This is a genomic window from Paenarthrobacter sp. PH39-S1 (genome assembly GCF_030063245.1).
Taxonomy (GTDB): domain Bacteria; phylum Actinomycetota; class Actinomycetes; order Actinomycetales; family Micrococcaceae; genus Arthrobacter_M.
The window spans coordinates 54,950-72,692 of sequence record NZ_JASISR010000001.1 but is presented as its reverse complement, the minus strand read 5'-3'; the positions used below and the strand labels follow the sequence as shown (position 1 = coordinate 72,692).

Below are 17,743 nucleotides of genomic sequence, written 5' to 3'. Positions count from 1 at the left end.
ACGTTTCCCCCTAAATTTGTTCCATGGTCAGTCAACGAACCCCAGCACGGACAATTGAGCGAGCAGGAACGCCAGCCGTTGGGAAACGGAAGAAACCAGCCATCAAGCTGACAAAGAAGAGCATGCTGGCGCTGAATGTGGTGTCCGTTGCGGCTGGAATCGGCCTATGGGCTCTGGTATCGGCGATTGGTATCCAAGGACTCCCCGGACCCGCCCAAGTGCTGGCTCAGGGGATCGAACTGGCTCGCAACGGAACCCTGGCTGATGACGTGGGTGCCAGCCTGGCCCGGGTCCTGACCGGCTTCCTGCTGGGCAGCCTGCTGGCGATCCCGGTGGGCTTCCTGATGGGCTGGTACAGCATTGCGCGCGGCATCGTCGAACCGTACATCCAGTTCTTCCGCACGGTTCCGCCGCTGGCCATCATTCCGCTGGCCATCGTGACGATGGGAATAGGCGAGGTCCCCAAGATCTTCGTTATCTTCCTGGCAGCCTTCCTCTCCTGCGTCATCTCCACGTTCCAAGGGGTCGTCGGAGTTGAGAAAACGCTGATCAACGCCGCGCGGGTCCTGGGTGCCGGCAGTCTCACGGTTTTCCTGCGCGTGGTGGTCCCGGCCTCCTCACCCTTCATTCTGGTCGGCATGCGCATTGGGCTGGGCGCTGCCTGGGCCACCCTCGTCGCCGCGGAATTGATAGCGGCGCCCAACGGCCTGGGCTACCGCATGCAGCAAGCGCAGTTGTTTTATGACCTGCCGACTATTTTCGTCAGCCTGATCAGCATTGGAGTGCTAGGGCTGATCATGGACCGCATACTGCTGCTGGCTGAAGCACGTCTCACCCGCTGGCAGGAACGCCGCTAGCCGGCAGGAAAGGATCCTCATGTCCGCAACAGCAGCACCCACCAGCCCACAGACCGGGGAAGATCTGTCCATGATCCGATTCGCTGACGTCAGGCACGATTTTGAACTCGGTAAGGAAACCTTCACTGCCCTTGGCGGGGTGAGCCTGGACATCGCCGACGGCGAGTTCGTCACCGTGGTTGGCCCTTCCGGCTGCGGTAAATCCACCCTGCTCAACGTCGCCGCCGGGCTCCTGGAGCCCACCGGCGGTGAGGTTCTCGTTGACCGGCGCCGGGTGGAGGGACCCAGCCCGCGCACCGGCGTGATTTTCCAGCAGTATGCCCTCTTCCCGTGGCTGACCGTGCGAAAGAATGTCGAGTTCGGGCTCGAGCTGAAGAAGGTACCGGCAGCGCAACGGCGAACCATTGTTGACCACTATCTAGGGCTGGTGGGGCTGAGCGACTTCGCGCAGGCGCTGCCCAAAGAGCTTTCCGGCGGCATGAAGCAGCGATGCGCCATCGCCCGCGCCTACGCTGTCAATCCGGAGATCCTGCTGATGGATGAACCCTTTGGCGCATTGGATGCGCTTACCAGGGTCCACATGCAGGAGCAGCTCATGGATACCTGGCTGAAGGAACGCCGAACGGTCATGTTCGTCACCCACGACGTCGACGAGGCAGTCTTCCTGGCCTCCCGCGTCATCATTATGGCGGCCAGGCCAGGACGGATCTATCAGACCGTTACCGTGGACCTGCCGTATCCCCGCACCGAGGAACTGCGGCTTTCCCCCGAATTCGCGCAGCTGCGCGCCAAAGTCTGGGAAGCCGTCTACCACCAGCCTGGCGCCAGAGGCGCCGACGAATAGTTTCGTTCCGCCAGCGGCGCCGACGAATAACCAGCACAGCAATTCACCCTGACCACCGCAACAAGGAGTACCTCATGAGAGCGAACCTTTCCCGCCGTTCATTCGCGCAGCTGGCGTTCGGCGCCGCCGCAACCGCAGCGCTGGCAGGCTGCTCCAAGGCCGATCCCACCCCTGATGCCGGCGGCAAGCGCTCCGTGAGTGAGATCAAGGTCGGCTACATCGCGGACTACAACGGAGCCGGCCTGATGGCCGTCGCTGATCAGGAAAAGCTCTGGGAGAAGAACGGCTTGAAGCCGGCGTACATTCCGTTTACGAATGGGCCGCTGTCCATCCAGGCGCTGGGCACAGGCAACGTCGATGTCGCCTACATCGGTTCCGGTGCGCTCTGGCTGCCGGCATCCGGCAAGGCGGAGATCTGGGCAGTTAACTCTGTCTCCAACGCGGACAGGGTAATTGCGCAGAGCGGTTTCAATTCTCTGCAGGATCTCAAAGGCAGGAAGGTCGGCGTTCCGGCCGGTACATCCGGAGACCAGCTGCTGGGATTGGCGCTGAAAAAGGCAGGACTGAGTAAGTCCGACTTCGACATTGTTTCGATGGATCCCAGCACCGTTGTTTCCGCTTTCGCCGCCGGCCAGATCGATGGCGCCGCCATCTGGTATCCGCTGATTGACACCCTTAAACAGCGCAAACCGGATCTGAAGGAACTCGTCAAAAACGAAGATTTCATCGACGAATTCACCTTCCCCAGCACGTTCGTTGCACAGAGCGGACGGGCAGCCAAGGATGCGGATCTGGCGCAGAGCTTTCTATCCGTGATTAAGGCCGCCAATGATTACCGGCATGAGAACCAGGACAAGACCATCACGGCGACGGCTGCCTTCCTCAAGCTCAAACCCGAAAATGTGAAGGCCCAAGCCGGCGTCGCCAAGCTCTTCACCTCAGCGGAGCTTGAGGACCTGACCAAAAATGGCACGGTCGACAAGTGGTTCAAGGCCCTCGAGGAACAGTTCAAGACCGACGGTAAGATCCCCGAAGTCAAGGATCCCAAGTCCTTCTACACCGCGGACGCCTACGTCGCAGCACCGAAGGGCTAAGCCGACCCATGCAGAACACACCTCTCACCGCCAGCCAGACGCCCGGGAAACCACGCAACATTCTTTTTTTGATGACGGATCAGCAACGGACCGATACCCTTGGCTGTTACGGAAATACCACCAGCCACACGCCCCACCTCGACGCTCTGGCTGCACGTGGAACAACGTTCGACCGCGCCTACACCCCCACTGCCATCTGCACTCCCGCCCGCGCCAGCCTGCTGACCGGTCTGCAGCCCTTCGAACATGGGTTGCTGGCCAATTACGAATGGAATTCCGGCCACCGCGAAGAACTGCCCGACGGCAGCCCCACGTTCTCCGCGGCCCTGGCCGAGCAGGGGTACCGGCTGGGGCATGTCGGGAAATGGCACGTGGGGCGGCACCGCGGCCCTGAGTTCTACGGCTTCGAGGGTGTGCACCTGCCCGGAGCGCTGAATGTCTTCGATGACCCGGGCTACACGCGCTGGCTTACCGTCAACGGTTTCCCTCAGTTCCATATCTCAGACCCGATCTACACCACTCGTGCTGATGGCAGCCAAGGCCACTTAATCGCGGGGGTAACGGACCAGCCGACGGAGGCAACGTTTGAGGCCTATCTGGCGGATCAGACCATCGCCAAGCTCCGGGAGTTCGCCGTCGGCCGTTCCGGCACGCAGACTGAAGGCACGCAGACTCCAGGCGTGGACCCTGCCGGCGGGGACCCTGCCGAGCCGTTTTTCCTGTCCTGCCATATCTTTGGACCGCACCTGCCATACCTCATTCCACGCCAGTGGTACGACTTAGTTGACCCGTCCGCCGTCGAGCTCCCCGGTTCTTTCGCGGAGACCTTCAACGGCAAACCTCTGGTTCAGCAGACTTACGCAGACTACTGGTCGACGGATTGTTTCAGTGTGGAGCAATGGAAAAAGATCACGGCGGTCTATTGGGGTTACGTGGCGATGATCGACCACCAGATCGGCAGAATTTTGGCGGTGCTCGATGAACTCGGGCTCACAGACTCCACCGCCGTCATGTTCACGGCCGATCACGGCGAGTTCACCGGCGCGCACCGGCTCAACGACAAAGGCCCCGCCATGTATGAGGACATTTACCGTATTCCTGCCATTGTGGCCGTGCCTGGTGAGGTTCCTGCCATTGTGGCCGTGCCTGGTGAGGCCGGAAGGCATAATGACGACTTCGTCTCGCTGATCGACTTCACCGCTACCTTCATCGACATCGCCGGCGGCGATGTCAGCGGTATCCGTGGTTCAAGCCTGCTCCCCCTCGCCGCGGGGACCACTCCGGCCGGTTGGCGGCAGGACATCCTGTGCGAATTCCATGGACACCACTTCCCGTACGCCCAGCGGATGCTCCGTGATCGCGATTTCAAGTACATCGCAAACCCGGAGGGGCTCGACGAGTTCTATGATCTGCACGCGGACCCGGATGAGCTGAACAACGTCATCAACGTCCCGGCCTACCGGGACAATGTCCGTTCGCTGCGCCGCAATATGTACCGGCAATTAATCGCTCGCGGGGACAAATTCGCCCAATGGCTCGCCTTCGCCGGAGACATTCCGGAAAGCGAGCGGATCCGGCCCGTTACCGCTGTGGAACGGTTCATTACCTGAGGCACGACGACGGCGGGCAGTCTGTTGACGGGCCAAATGCGGATTAGGTCTTTATTCCTCGCATCCGGACCACGTTAAGTTAGCTGCATCACAGGCGGGCGACCGACAGCTCCGAACCCCAAAAGACCCGGAAACGACGATGGGACTCTCCATGGACAGCCAACTTTCACGACGATCATTACTCAAGGGAGCCGGCGCGCTCTCCCTGGCAGCCGCGATCGGTGCGGTATTCACGCCGATGGCCAATGCTGCGGCCACGGCATCCCCCGCTGACTTGGAAGCCCTTCGGCAGCGGTGGGTTGACCAGCTGACCGGGCGCACGGAGATAGTCGCCGGCGACGCCGACTTCACCACGGCCATTGCCGGGTTGGACAAGACCGTGCAGGCCTCCGTTTCCCTGCTGGTGCCCGGCGCCGGTACGCGCACCCAGGTCTTCAGCGACACTAGCTTTACTGTGGACGCGCAAATAGTCACCGTCTACAAGCGGCTGGCACAGATGGCGACGGCCTGGGCCACCCCGGGTTCGGGGTTCAAGGATGATACTGCGTTGCTGCAGAACATCCTGGACGGGCTGCGGGACAGCCACCGTCTGGTCTACAACGCCGGCCAGGCCGAGTTCGGCAACTGGTGGTCCTGGGAGATCGGCACGCCCAAGTCCCTCACCGACGCCATGTCGATAGTCCGCGACCACCTGACCGACGCTGAGATCGCGGACTACTGCGCCGCCGTCGACCACTTCGTTCCGGACCCCACGATGCAGTTTCCGGACAGTCGGGGCAAGATTCTCTCCGAGGGCGCGAACCGGGTGGACATCTGCCAGGGCATCATTATCCGTTCCATCGTGGGCGGGGACACGGTCAGGCTCGCCGCAGCCATCGCCGCGCTGGTGCCGGTCTGGCAGTTCGTCACCAGCGGCAATGGCTTCTTCCGGGACGGCTCATTCATTCAACACTCCACCATCGCTTACACCGGCACCTACGGCGTGGTATTGCTGGGCGGGCTGGCGAAGCTGTTCTCCCTGCTGGGCGGGTCAACCTATGCGGTGACCGACCCGAGCCGGCAGATCCTCTTCGACCGGGTGGAAGCATCCTTCGCCCCGCTGGTCTATAACGGCCAGATGATGGACGCAGTACGCGGACGGGCCATTTCACGCCAGACCGAGGGCGGCCACGACGACGGCACCGTCACCATCGAGGCAATCCTCTGGCTGGCGCGCGCGGTGGATCCCGCCACGGCGGCTCGTTGGCAGTCCATCTGCCTGGGCTGGATCCAGCGCAACACCTACAGCTCCCCGCTCGCAGGACCCAGCATTGCGCGCACGGCTTTGGTCAAGCAACTGCTCGGGTCCAAAGTCACGGCGGCACCGGAACCGGTGGGGCACACATTTTTCCCGGCGATGGACCGGGCCGTGCACCGCGGCAATGGCTGGGCAGCCTCATTGGGCCTGTCCAGCCGCCGGATGACCTGGTATGAGTGCGGCAACGGCGAGAACAACACCGGCTACCACACCGGGGACGGCATGACCTATGTCTACGGACCGGAGGGAGGAGAGTTCGACGACGCGTTCTGGCCCACCGCCAACCTCAAGCGGCTGCCCGGTACCACCGTGGATGCCACCACTCTCCCACCGAAGGTGGAGGGAGAGTGGGGTGCCAAGACACCGCAGAACGAGTGGACCGGCGGCGTGACCGGAGCCGGGTACGGCGCCGTGGGACAGCACATGATCGCGCCCGGCGGCACCGGGTTGAGTGCGCGGAAATCCTGGTTCTTCAGCCATGAATTCATTGTGGCTCTAGGCTCTGACATTTCCACCGGCAGTTCCGCCAAGGTGGAATCCATCATGGAGCACCGCAACCTTGGCGCCACGGGCACCAACGCGCTGCTCATTGACGGCAAACCCGCCGGCACCGTGGCGGGTACTGCGGAAACCCACGCGGGAGCAAAGTGGGCCCATCTGGAAGGTGTTGGTGGCTACCTCTTCCTGGACGAGGCGCCGGTCCAGGCCCTGCGGGAGAGCCGCTCGGGCAGCTGGAAGGACATCAACGCAAATGGCACGGCGCAGCAGCTAACCCGCAACTACGTCACGCTGTACAAAGACCACGGAACCAATCCCCGCGGCGCCAGCTACGCCTATGTCCTGCTGCCCGGGGCCACTGCAGTCGAAACCGCAGCGGCATCGCGGCAGAGCGTGGGCAGCATATTGCGCAATGATGCCGCAGCGCAGGGCATCAAGTTCAGGAATACTACGGCAGCGAACTTCTGGTCGGCCGCCACGGTGGGGAACATAACGGCCGCCGGCCCGGCCTCCGTGCTGGCTTGGGAGACCCCGGGCGTGCTCAAGATGGCCGTTTCCGATCCCACCCAGACTGCGGAGAACGTCACGCTAACCATCAGCGGCACCAGGTTCCGGCAGGTCAAGTCGGCGACTGAGGTGACGCTGACCCGCAACTCCAACGGCACGCTTACGCTGGTCATTCCGACGGCGGGCCTGGCTGGTCAGTCCGTGGAGCTGCAGCTGTGTCCCTGAGGCTGTTCGACTGGACAATAGTTATTCGACAGACCCCCTGCACGGTGTCATTGCCCATTTGGCTCAGCCGGCATCGATGACATCAGTGCCAGCGGAAGACGTCCTGGTTCAGCGCATCAGCGGCCCACGGCGTCTCCCGTTGCCACGGCAGCACTCGCGAAGTTCCACGCCACTGCAGCTGCGCGCCATCGTCTGTCCAGCACAACGCGAGGTCCACCGCAGTCCGCGCCAGCGTATCGGCTTCCGCACCCAGGCAAACCAGCCAGGCAATGTGCACGGTATTGGCGGGCAGCGGGCCAAATTCCAGCTGTGGCAGCGCACTGTGCTCCCCTAACGCGGTGCCGGAGCCGGCCCTGCATTGCCCGTGCACTGCCACCGCACGGTGCACGGTGCGCTCGGGAGCGGCGTCGGTCAAGTCTGTGCGATAAAGGGCGACGGCGGAAGCCAGTCGGGCGGGGAGGCCGCCGGGCGCCGTTCGCCGCCAGCCGGTGACACGGGCCGCCGCCGGGCTTGCGGCGGCTTCGTTCATGGCAGGCCGTTCCGCCCAAACCGCCGTCTCCACTGGCATGTCCGAGGAAATGGCATAGCCGGAAAGCACGGGTTCGCACCCGATAACACCCGTGAGCCTGGCTATCCGCACTTCGATGCGGACGCCCTCGCTCCGGGAACCGGGCCGCTGCCGGTCGGCGTCCTCGTCCAGCACTGTGGTGGCATAGTTAGCTACCACGTCTCGCCCGCCAGCATCGAGGGCGAACGTGCTGGAGCCGCCGTCATACCGCGCCACGCCCCCACGCAGGCCGCGGTGCCTGCTGGTACCGTTGCCCGCCTTGAGGTAGATATCGTTATCCCGCAGCAGCCTGCCGTCAAGTCCGGGCTCAAGCACCGGCACGGTGGCTGTGGAATAGGCGAGCCGCCGGTACAAGCCGTCGTCACGCTGTGGATGCCCGTCGGAGCCAAAGTTCAGCGCCCGCACCACTCCGTCCGCCATGGAACCGCAGACATGCCACCGCGGGCCGGCCAGCACCACGGAGGTGTTGCCCATTTCCACCGGCAGCGGTTCCTCCGCCGCCGTCCATGCAGGATGGTCCGCAGGCAACAGCAAACCCAGGAACCCCTTGCTGGCCCAGTGCGGTGAGCCAGGGGCGTTGTACGACTGCAAAATGCTGGCGTGGCTGCCATGCCAGCCCAAGCTCAACACACCGTCGGCCGCCGCACCGCGGTCCAAGAAATGACGCAGCACGCCGCTGGCCAGCCTGCGGGTACGCCCCGGAGACACCGTGGTGATCCCCTCCAGTTGCGCCATCCAAAACGGCGCAACCACGCCCCATCGATAGGTCAGCGAGCGCCCCTGCAGCAGCGGGCTGCCATCGGCCCCGAAGAGGTGCTGATAGCCCTGGACAAAGTCAGCCAACCGGGACCGGTATAGCCGGCGCCTGCCTTCGCTCTCGCTTGCACTGTGCAGATTGCCCCGGAGCAGATCCAAAATGACGAACGGATAGAGCTGGAAGGTCCATGCGTTGTAGTGGTCAAACCGGCGCCCGGCTCCGTCCGAATACCAGCCGTCGCCCACGTACCAGTCCTCGATCCGGGCCAGCGCCGCCTCAATCTCGAAGGCATTGTGCGGGTATCCGGTGGCCGCCAGGAAAGCCTGGATGGTTGCCGAGAACATAACGTGGTTGTTATCAGCACCGTAGGATCCACGGCTGCCGCCAAGCCAGGTCGCGATGTTGTCCCGCACCCGCTGCGGCAGTGCGTCCCAGAGCCACGGCCGGCTGAAATGGAGCCCCAGAACGATGGCCGTCGCCTCGACGGTAGGCTGCCCGTGATCCATCAGTGCCGGCCAGCGCTCGTCGGAGTCGGGAGCGGTTCCGGCATCCAGCGCCAAAATGTACCATTCAACAATTCCGACGGCGCGGTCCCCGGCACTGCGGGGTTCCGCGGTGGGGGGTGCGGCAGTATTGCCGCCGGGCTGGTCACCCTGGTTACCCGCCAGGCGCAGCGCTGCCAGCAAGAACGTGCGCGCAAACCCTTCGAGCTGGTCCGTCGCTTCCTGCGCCGCGCTACCCGAAGGGCCGGCAGAGGGAAAACCCACCTTGGCGTGCCGAGGGGAGGAAAAGCGCCGGGCCGCGGTGAGCAGGGAATCCGCCACGGCTTCCCAGTGCGTCCTAGTCAAACCGGTGAAAGCGGATTGTCCGGTGTCCAGCGGGGAATATGAGTCCATGAGGTATGCTTCGCTTCCCGCCCGCGGCCAGTTAGTCAGTCAGCGCCGAGGCTCCGGCCGGCATGATTGCGGGCCAGCCGGCCAGTGCCACGGCACCGCCGTCCGCCGCCGATTCGTACGCAGCCAGCACCACCTCCACAATGTGCCGGGCATGGGCCAGGCTGACAGCCGACGTCCCCCCTGCCACCCCTTTGGCAAAGTCCTGCAGTTGCAGCGTAAATCCGGCCTGAATATCTCCCGGGCCGGATTCATGCAGTACCGTAGTCTCCCCATCCCGCCGCAGATACGTTCCCCTGCGCGGGTCCGCCGTGATCACGCCGCGTTCGCACACGACCGTCAACTCATCGACGTTCCGCGGCATGTCCGACACTATCGAAATGGACACCGCCACCTCGTTGGTCAGACTCAGCTCCATGGTTCCGTCCGTTTCCACCGGAGCGCCGAACCGGTTCACAGTCGTGGCCCGGACGGATGCCACAGGTGCTCCGCCGAACCAAAGGGAACGATCCAAGCAGTGACCGCCGATGTTAATGAATGCCCCGCCCCCGGACATCGCGCTGTCAAAAAACCATGCAGAGCGGCGTCCGGGCCGGTAGTCGGTGCTGCGGAAGTCATGAATCATCTGCACTGCACCCAGTTCCCCGGTGGCCAGCGCCCGTTCCACCGCAATTTTTTCGGGCAGGAAATGCTGGATTTGCCCCACCACCAGCTTCACTCCGGCAGCAATGCAGGCTGCCGCCATTTCGTCGCAGTCCGCCAATGTCGTGGCCATCGGCTTTTCCACGAGTACGTCCACACCAGCCTCCGCCGCGGCCAGCACCATGTCCTTATGCAGTCCATGCGGGGTATTCACTATCACCGCATCCACCCGGCCGCTGTCCAACAGGGCGCGGTAATTGGTGAAGACCGCCGCCCCGTACGGATCCGCCACGGCGGATGCGGTTCCGGGAAGCAGATCGCAGACGGCTGTCAGCTCCATTCCGGCTATCTGGGCCGCTGCCACCGCGTGAAATGAGGCCACGGCTCCGGCCCCAATAATTCCTATCCGCATGATATTCCTTCTGTTATCGCCAGCTCGGCACGGGTGCCCACGGCCGCTAGACGCGCCCCGCAGGATTCCCTGATGACAATTCGTGGGCGCAACCGGATCTGGTGCAGAGGGCATTCCGCACCCTCGCTCAGCCTGCGCAGCAGCACCTCGGCAGCCAGCCGGCCGACGCGGTGCTTCGGCGGGGCGATAGCCGTCAGCGGAACTTCGGCCAGGTCGGCCAGCTCGTCGTCGTAGGAAACCAGGGCCAGGTCTTCCGGCACGCGCAGTCCCGCACGGCGTGCCGCGGACTCCAGCAGCGTGGCCTCGCGGTCCCCAAAGACCAGTGCCGCGGTGGCGCCCGTGGCCTGCAGCTGCTCCAGCAGGCCTGCGGCCGCGCCGTTCTCCCATTCGGATTTGGTGGCACTGATATGCAGAGGCGCAAAGCCCAGATCCTGGGCCGCACGCAGATAACCGGCGACGACGGCGGCTTCCGTCGGGTTGGAACTGCGGGTCAGTAGGCCCACACTTGGGTGACCGAGCCGGTGAAGGTGCGCAACGCCGTCGTACGCTCCGCCCTGATGGTCCGAGCACACGTACTCGGTCCGGTCCGCCGGTCCAAGGTCCGTCAAGCTGCGTTCCAGCAGCACCACAGGCACGTCCAGACCCATCAGATGTGCCACCCGGGCATGCGGATCTTCAATACCAATCAGGGTGGGCACCAGGATCAGCCCGTCCACACCAGCGTCAATAAGGAACTCAATGCAGCCGTCCTCGCGCGCCGCTTCGTAGTTGTAGGTGGACAACTGCAGTCCCACCCCGGCGGCGGACAGTGCCGATTCGATGCCCTGCAGCACGCGCGGGTAGTACAGCCGTGTGTCCGGCAGCAACACTCCCACGGTGTACCGGGCGCGGCGGCGGGGCTCACGGCGCTCAGCCACAAAGCTCCCCGCGCCTTGACGCCGCACCACCAGCTCCTGCTGGACGAGTTCATCAAAGGCACGGCGCACAGTGGTCAAAGATAATCCGGTCTCCTCCGCCAGCTGCGCCTCTGTGGGCAACTTGGTGCCCACCGACCAGCTGCCGGCCAGGATCCCGCGCCGCAGCTCATCCGCGAGCTGCTGGAATTTCAGGTCCCGGGAATCGGTATTCCGGACGCGGTCGGATGCACGTGCTGCCATCAGGTCCTCCCTCGTCCACTAGTTCTGCCGCTCGGCCTGTCCGGATCATTGTGACCCGGAATTAAGAGAGTAATAAAGGAGTACCCGTGCAACATTTGGCAATTCCAATTCTGCTGCCCCACTCCAGGCGGCCAAGCTATGGGCAAAAGAGGAGCGGGACAGCTTCGCAACGAGTTCGATCTTTCTTCAGTACTCATTGAATCCTATCTTTCGCGGCTGTGATAGTCGTCTCACTGGGCCGTATGCCGCGGCTCTAAAAGATCAAGAGGTGATTTGTATGGGCGCAGCAGCCCGCTACATCCGGCCCATGGCCATACTCGCCGGCGCGGTGCTGGCGCTCTCCGCCTGCGGAGGCGGAGCAGGCACTGCAGGCGCAGGCGCAGATTCCACCACCGGCGGTTCGCTGACCTACTGGTCCATGTGGAAGGAAGGTGAACCACAGCAGAAGGTCATTGCCAAGGCCGTCGCGGACTTCACTGCCCAGACCGGCACCGAGGTCAAGGTGCAGTGGCAGGGCCGGTCCAACACTGAAAAACTGGTGCCCGCTCTGAACACCAACAACGTTCCGGACCTGGTGGACGGCCCCTACGCCAAGCTGGCGCCCGTACTGGGCAACACCGGCCAGGCCGCCCCGCTCACCAAGGCCTACGACACCACCGTGGACGGCAAAAAGGTTGCCGAGCTCATTCCAGCCAAATATCTGGCCACGTCCAACATTAAAGACAAGGACGGCAAGCCGTGGATGCTGCCGTACAGCCTGAGCTCCGACGGAATCTGGTTCGATGCAGCTACCCACCCGGAGCTGGCTGCCAGTCCGCCAAAAACCTGGGATGATTTCACCTCCGTACTGGACAAGCTCAAGGCCAACGGTGAGACTCCGCTGGCCGCCGACGGGGACATTGCCGGGTACAACTCGCTGTGGTTTACCACCGCACTGATCCGTGCGGAAGGCCCCGGCTCCTTCTACAAGCTGGCCTCGGACAAATCCGGTGCCGGCTGGGACAGCCCGGCCGTACTGGCCGCAGCCAAGCGGGTGGAGAAGATTGTCAATGGCGGCTACCTGATCAACGGCTATGCCGCCAGCAAGTGGCCGGCGCAGCAACAACTGTGGGCCAGCGGCAAAGCCGCGTTAATGCTAAACGGTTCCTGGACACCGACCGAAACCGCCACCTACGCCAGCCCCGGCTTCCAGTACGCCTCCTTCCCCTTCCCTACCATCGACGGCAAGTCCACGTCACAGCGGGCTGACTTCGTAGGGTTCGCAGTGCCGGCCAAAGCCAAGAACCAGAACAAGGCACAGCAGCTTGCCACGTTCCTCCTGGGCAAGAAGTACCAGGATGCGTATGGCACCGATGCCAAGGTGCTTCCCATTCGTGCGGATGCTGCCATCTCCCCCGAGATGGCGTCCGTCAAGAAGGCCTTGGACGCAGCTCCTTCCGTTTACCTGCAGAACGACGGCGTGACCTACCCCGGCTTTGTGGAGAAGGTGTTCTGGCCCAAGGATGACCAGCTCTTTCTGGGCAAGACCTCCGCGGACGACTTTGTCAAGCAGATGAAGGACGCCCAGATCCAGTACTGGAAGGACAACGGCTGATGTCCGAGGTGGATGCCAACGCGGCAGTGGATACAGTGCTGCTGGCGGACGGGGCGAAGCCGGCCAAGGCGGCCAGACGTGAAGCCGGCAGCAGCATTGACCGTCAGCGTAAGAAGCTGCTGATCCCGTTCGTCGGTCCGGCCTTCATCCTCTACACCATTCTGTTTGTGGTTCCGTCCCTCGCAGCAGTGTGGATCAGCTTTCACAGCTGGTCGGGTTCGGGCCCGATGGAATTTGTTGGCGGGGAGAACTACGTCAGGGTTTTCAAAGACCCGCTGTTCCTGAAGTCCTTCGGCAATACGTTGCTGCTGCTGTTTGTGGTGGGCATCGCCATCTTTGTGCTGGCCTTCGCCATGTCGCTGGTGCTGCGGGACATGGCGGGCCGCAAGATAGTCCGTTCGGTGATCTTCTTCCCGCACCTGATCAACGCCCTCGTCTTCGGCGTGCTGGCCGGGTTTATCTTCAACCCCGGCGGAATTGTCAACACGCTGCTGGGACCCCTGGGCGTCAAGGAACCGCCGGCATGGCTGGCGCAGGAGAACATCTTCCCGCTGATCATGGTGACGCTGGTGGCCACCACCACCGGTTACTACACCACCATCCTGATGGCAGGGGTGGACCGGATTCCGCCTTACTACTACGAGGATTGCGCCCTGGCCGGCGCAACCGCCTTCCAGCGTCTGCGCTACGTGATCCTGCCGTTGACCTGGGATGTGTTTGGTACGTGTGCGGTGCTGTGGACCATCTCCTCGGTGAAGATCTTTGAAATCATCTGGGTCTTTGGCGGCAGCAGCGGAGCGGGCATTCCGCCCACCCAAAGCTGGACCACGGCCGTGTACACGTACGTCACCGCATTTTCCGGCCAGTCGACGCCGTCCTACGGGGCTGCGACGGCATCGGCAGTGATTTCACTGGCCCTGGTTTCCGTCCTGGTAGTGGTGCTGCGCCGCGCAATGCGCCGCGACGCCGTCGAATTTTAGGAGCAGCCATGTCTACTCTGAACAAACCCGCCTCCCGTACAACAATGCGCCGCAGTGCCAAGACTGCGGCCACCGGAGAATCGGGACCACCGAAGCGCCCGCGGAAAAGTGCCAGCGGCACCGCCAGCAGCCCTGCCCTGCGCGCGGACCGCAGTCCGCTGCGAACCGTCGGCATAGTGGTGCTCTGGCTGATCGTGGCCCTGAGCATTGTGATGCTGTTGTGGATGCTGATGCAGGCCTTCCGGGACACCCGCTCCATTCTCAGCGATCCGTGGGGACTGCCAACGTCACTGGCACCGGATAACTTCGTCCGCGCCTGGACGGTGGGCGACTTCGCCACCGCCACCTTCAACAGCGTCATCACCACAGGGGTGTCGTCCCTGCTTACCGTGGCGCTGGCAGCTCCCGCAGCTTACTACCTCAGCCGGGTGGCGGGACGCTTCACGCAGGGGTTGACCATGTACTTCATTCTGGGTCTTGGCATCCCGGCGCAGGTGATCCTGATTCCGCTGTTCGTGATGCTGAACCAGGTGTACCTGACGGACAGCCTGATCGGATTGAACCTGGTGTACATAGGCGTCTCGATGCCGTTCACCGTGTTCCTGCTGACGGCCTTTTTCCGTTCGCTGCCGCTGGAAATGGAGGAGGCGGCCGCGCTGGATGGTGCTTCGGCACTGCGGACGTTTGTGCGGATCACGTTGCCGCTGGCCAAGGGCGGCATCCTCACCGCGTTTGTGCTGGAGGTGATTTCGCATTGGAACGAGACTTTGCTGGCCCTGACGCTGATCCAGTCCACCGAAAAGTACACCCTGCCGGTAGCGCTGATCTCTTTCGTGCAGCAGCAAACCTACTCCGGGGCAGACTGGGGTGGTCTCTTTGCGGGACTGTGCATTGTGGTCCTGCCGATGCTGATTATCTACATTTGGCTGGGCCGGCGCCTCACCGAGGGCCTGACCCTGGGGATGGGCAAGTGACGCTGGGCTGGCGGGGAACGGCATCTCCTGGTCTCCGTCGGCCCAGCGTGCTGTTTATTATCTCCGACCAGTTCCGGGCCATGTGCCTGGAACCGGACGGGGATCCCGTGCGGACACCAGCCCTGGATGCGCTCGCGGCCCAGTCCGCCGTGCTGACCAACGCGGTCAGCAACTACCCCGTCTGCAGCCCACACCGGGCCATGCTGGTGACCGGACAGCCGCCGCACGAAAACCACGTTCCGTACAACGTTAATTCCGGGACCGCCCCCGAGGTGGGGCTGCGCCCCGGGGCGCCCAGCTGGGCGCAGGTGCTGCGGGACGGCGGCTACCGCACGGGGTATATCGGCAAGTGGCACCTTGAGGCGCCGACGGCCGCGGACGCCATTCATGGCCGGGGTCCGCTGGAGGACGGCAGGTACTGGGACGCCTACTCGCCGCCCAGCCACCGCTTTGGCTTCGAGTTCTGGCATTCGTACGGCTGCAATGACCAGCACCTGACCCCGCATTACTGGGTGGGGAACGCGCCGCGGGAGCGGCGGACCAACATCAACCGGTGGTCCGCTGCGCACGAAACGGACGTGGCGCTGGAATTCCTGGCCGGGGCCAGGGCCGGGGCGGCCCCCTTCGCCCTGGCCGTTTCCTTCAATCCACCGCACCAGCCGTTCGATGAACTGCCGCCCAGCTACGCCACGGACTATGCGGACCTGCCGGCCGAACAGCTGCTGAACCGGCCCAACGTGGACCTCGCCTCCTCCATTGGCCGGGAGGCTGCCGCCATTGCCCCGCTGTATTACGCAGCAGTGACGGCCATCGACGAACAGGTGGGCAGGCTGCTGGATGCGTTGGCGGAACTGGATCTGGCCCGAGACACCATAGTGGTCTTCACCTCAGACCACGGCCAGCAGATGGGCAGCCACAACCTGCTGTACAAGAACGTCCCTTATGAGGAGTCCATGCGGTTGCCCTGCCTCATCCGCTGGCCGGGGCATATTGCTCCCGGCCAGCAGCCGGCACTGTTCTGTTCGCTGGACATCGCGCCCACGCTGCTGGGCCTGACCGGTTTTGCAGATTCCAAACCCGTGCAAATGCGCGGCACTAATCTGGCCCCGGTGCTGCTGGGTGCGGAGGAACCGGACGCGGAGGCCGCGGCAACCTATTACTGTTATCCGTTGCATCCCACCGACCAGGACATCCGCGGCCTGCGGACCAGCACCAATAAGTTCATCGCCCGGCTGTCCGCGGGCGATGGGCTGGTAACCGAGTGCTATGACCTGCGCAAGGATCCCTATGAACTGGTCCCGGTGCTGGACCCAGATGTGAACAGTTTGTGGGCTGCCCGATTGGTTGCTGAACTGCAAACCGCCGGGGACGATTGGATGGGCCTTAGTGCATTAAAGGAGCTGGCCAATGCCTGAGGACCTGCCCAACATCGTGCTGATCATGGCCGATCAGTTCGCAGCGCACGTGCTCGGCAAGGAGGCGGGAGAACATGAACACTTTTCCACCCCCGCGCTGGACCGCCTCGCCGCCGACTCCACCAGGTACACCCGTGCCTACACCAGCTTTCCGCTCTGCGTGCCCGCCCGTAGTTCCATGCTGACGGCAAAGTACCCGCACCGGCTGGGGATCGACGGCAACGGGCGCGAATTCCCCCCGGACGCAGACCGGAACGAGGACGAGCCCGGCCGTGGCCCACACAGCCTGGGGCACTGGTTCGGCGGACACGGCTTCGATTGTGCCTACGCCGGGAAATGGCACGCACGCCAAGCCAGCGCGCAGGCCTCCGACGGCTTCGCGCCCATCCACGATTTCGGTGACGAAGGACTGGTCAGATCCTGCACGCAGTGGCTGGCAACGCGCCGGTCCTCGAAGCCGTTTCTATTGGTCGCTTCCTTTGACGATCCGCACACCATCTGCGAGCACGCTCGGCTTCAGCCACTCCCCTACGGTGATGTTGCGGCGTCGCCGTTGGATGATTGCCCTCCGCTGCCGGAAAACTTCCCCCGCGCCCCGTTCGCCGCGCAGGCGCCGCAGGAGGAATACGCCGCGGCTGCCGCCAAGTATGGCACGACAGCATACACAGCCGAGGATTGGCGCCGCTACCGTGATGTCTATGCACGACTGGTGTCCAGGGTAGACGAACGGATCAACACTCTTCTCAGTGCCGTGGATTCTGAGCCCGGGAACACCATCGTCGTCTTCATTAGCGACCACGGCGACGGGGACTCCTCGCACGGCTGGAACCAAAAATCGGCCCTCTTCGAGGAATGTATCAGAGTCCCGTTCCTGCTGCGCGTTCCTGACCGGCCAGCCGGACGCATCGATACCCCGGTCGCCGCGGTGCTGGGTCTGCTGCCCACCCTGTGCGAGACGGCAGGCATAGCCGCTCCCCCTGGTCTGGACGGGTCGAGCGTGCTGGACCCTGACGCCCGCCCCGTGTTCATCGAAACCAAGTTCGACGGCGGCAGCGAACCTGCGACGACGGGCCGGGCAGTGATCCACGGCCGTTACAAATACGCCGTATATAACTGGGGCAAATGGCGTGAACAGCTTTTCGACCTCGAGGCTGACCCCGGGGAACGACGGAACCTCGCCGTCGAAGGAAGGTTCGACGACGTGCTGGAACGGATGCGCTCGCTGCTGCTTCACTGGTGCTTGGAAACCGTGGATACTGCCTTTCTGAAACGGCTGGTCAGGCCCCCGGATGCTTCCGAGGAGCTGCGCCGGCAAATCTTCGAGGTGCCGTACTAGCATTCCGGGTGCTGTGTCCGGCAGTCGCATGTTGGCGCCGTCTGAAGGGCACTTTTCGCCGGGTCGTTACGGCAGAGCTCACC

Annotated in this window: 13 protein-coding genes; 10 read left to right on the top strand and 3 right to left on the bottom strand. The window is 63.5% G+C overall.

Features of this window, described 5'->3' with window-relative positions; translation table 11 throughout:
- The first annotated feature begins 122 nt into the window (after positions 1-122).
- From QMG52_RS00345 to QMG52_RS00325, 5 genes are all read left to right on the top strand, one after another.
- Positions 123-857 carry an ABC transporter permease gene (locus tag QMG52_RS00345; protein WP_283558452.1) on the top strand — a complete coding sequence of 245 codons (735 nt, stop codon included), beginning with the start codon at positions 123-125 and terminating at the stop codon, positions 855-857.
- A gap of 19 nt (positions 858-876) precedes the next feature.
- Positions 877-1,701, top strand: coding sequence for an ABC transporter ATP-binding protein (locus QMG52_RS00340; RefSeq protein ID WP_283558451.1), 825 nt, complete (start codon positions 877-879; stop codon positions 1,699-1,701).
- Between the two features lie 74 nt (positions 1,702-1,775).
- Positions 1,776-2,795 (top strand): aliphatic sulfonate ABC transporter substrate-binding protein, encoded by a 1,020-nt coding sequence (locus QMG52_RS00335; RefSeq protein WP_283558450.1) that lies wholly within the window; start codon positions 1,776-1,778, stop codon positions 2,793-2,795.
- Between the two features lie 8 nt (positions 2,796-2,803).
- The gene (locus QMG52_RS00330) at positions 2,804-4,405 is read left to right on the top strand and encodes a sulfatase family protein (RefSeq protein WP_283558449.1); all 1,602 of its coding nucleotides are present in this window, start codon (positions 2,804-2,806) and stop codon (positions 4,403-4,405) included.
- 151 nt (positions 4,406-4,556) lie between these two features.
- Positions 4,557-6,932, top strand: coding sequence for a polysaccharide lyase 8 family protein (locus QMG52_RS00325; RefSeq protein ID WP_283558448.1), 2,376 nt, complete (start codon positions 4,557-4,559; stop codon positions 6,930-6,932).
- Between the two features lie 82 nt (positions 6,933-7,014).
- Here the strand turns inward: QMG52_RS00325 and QMG52_RS00320 are convergent, their stop codons facing one another.
- The 3 genes from QMG52_RS00320 to QMG52_RS00310 are packed head-to-tail and all read right to left on the bottom strand — an operon-like array spanning position 7,015 to position 11,361.
- Positions 7,015-9,153 (bottom strand): DUF2264 domain-containing protein, encoded by a 2,139-nt coding sequence (locus QMG52_RS00320; RefSeq protein WP_283558447.1) that lies wholly within the window; start codon positions 9,151-9,153, stop codon positions 7,015-7,017.
- 31 nt (positions 9,154-9,184) lie between these two features.
- The gene (locus QMG52_RS00315) at positions 9,185-10,204 is read right to left on the bottom strand and encodes a Gfo/Idh/MocA family protein (protein WP_283558446.1); all 1,020 of its coding nucleotides are present in this window, start codon (positions 10,202-10,204) and stop codon (positions 9,185-9,187) included.
- Positions 10,195-11,361, bottom strand: a complete 1,167-nt coding sequence (locus QMG52_RS00310; protein WP_283558445.1) for a GntR family transcriptional regulator — start codon at positions 11,359-11,361, stop codon at positions 10,195-10,197. The genes QMG52_RS00315 and QMG52_RS00310 overlap by 10 nt, the downstream gene beginning before the upstream one ends.
- A 277-nt stretch (positions 11,362-11,638) precedes the next feature.
- On the opposite strand from QMG52_RS00310, the gene QMG52_RS00305 reads away from it, so the two are divergent.
- From QMG52_RS00305 to QMG52_RS00285, 5 genes are read left to right on the top strand one after another with little or no spacing between them, the layout of a single operon-like run.
- Entirely contained in the window at positions 11,639-12,955 is a 1,317-nt protein-coding gene (locus QMG52_RS00305) for an ABC transporter substrate-binding protein (RefSeq protein WP_283558444.1), read from the top strand.
- The gene (locus tag QMG52_RS00300) at positions 12,955-13,935 is read left to right on the top strand and encodes a carbohydrate ABC transporter permease (RefSeq protein WP_283558443.1); all 981 of its coding nucleotides are present in this window, start codon (positions 12,955-12,957) and stop codon (positions 13,933-13,935) included. Before QMG52_RS00305 ends, QMG52_RS00300 begins: the two co-directional genes overlap by 1 nt.
- 8 nt (positions 13,936-13,943) lie before the next feature.
- Positions 13,944-14,909 (top strand): carbohydrate ABC transporter permease, encoded by a 966-nt coding sequence (locus QMG52_RS00295; protein WP_283558442.1) that lies wholly within the window; start codon positions 13,944-13,946, stop codon positions 14,907-14,909.
- Positions 14,906-16,324 (top strand): sulfatase family protein, encoded by a 1,419-nt coding sequence (locus QMG52_RS00290; RefSeq protein WP_283558441.1) that lies wholly within the window; start codon positions 14,906-14,908, stop codon positions 16,322-16,324. Before QMG52_RS00295 ends, QMG52_RS00290 begins: the two co-directional genes overlap by 4 nt.
- A complete protein-coding gene (locus QMG52_RS00285; protein ID WP_283558440.1) occupies positions 16,317-17,660 on the top strand; it encodes a sulfatase family protein in 1,344 nt (447 codons plus the stop codon). The genes QMG52_RS00290 and QMG52_RS00285 overlap by 8 nt, the downstream gene beginning before the upstream one ends.
- Positions 17,661-17,743: the final 83 nt, after the last annotated feature.